Source organism: Faecalibacterium sp. DFI.5.82, from assembly GCF_029076575.1.
GTDB classification, from domain to species: Bacteria; Bacillota; Clostridia; order Oscillospirales; family Ruminococcaceae; genus Faecalibacterium; species Faecalibacterium duncaniae.
Map to the genome: position 1 here is coordinate 1 of NZ_JARFIS010000159.1, position 358 is coordinate 358.

General features: G+C 49.7%; 1 protein-coding gene. It reads right to left on the minus strand.

Annotation, left to right across the window (positions count from 1 at the left end; genetic code table 11):
* Positions 1 to 133 precede the first annotated feature (133 nt).
* Positions 134 to 283, minus strand: a complete 150-nt coding sequence (locus P0G09_RS16045; protein ID WP_275253156.1) for a hypothetical protein — start codon at positions 281 to 283, stop codon at positions 134 to 136.
* Positions 284 to 358 lie beyond the last annotated feature (75 nt).

The following is a 358-nucleotide window of genomic DNA, read 5'->3' on the forward strand; positions in this document are numbered from 1 at the left end:
GGCCACAGGTCGATACTTGCTTTCGCCCTTTCCGTGCAACACTGAAAATTACAGAAGTCGAACCGCAATGCACGTTGAAAATTTTGCAGAGCAAAACGTGTGAAAAGGCAAAGCCCCTGCTCATGGTCACCGTTCACACCGAACGCAGATCCTGCCCCTGTTTTGCAGCGGCGTTGTCCGGCTCGCCCACAGAAAGCGTGAGGTCATGGCGCAGTATCTCGTTCAGACGGCTTATGTAAGATTCAAGGTACAGTATGTAGAAAGCCGGGCGCAGTGCGGACACTACAACCTGCTTCTTTCAAGCATCAGAATAACACTTTGCGGTTGTGCGGTCAACATCTAAAAACAAATTTTGGAA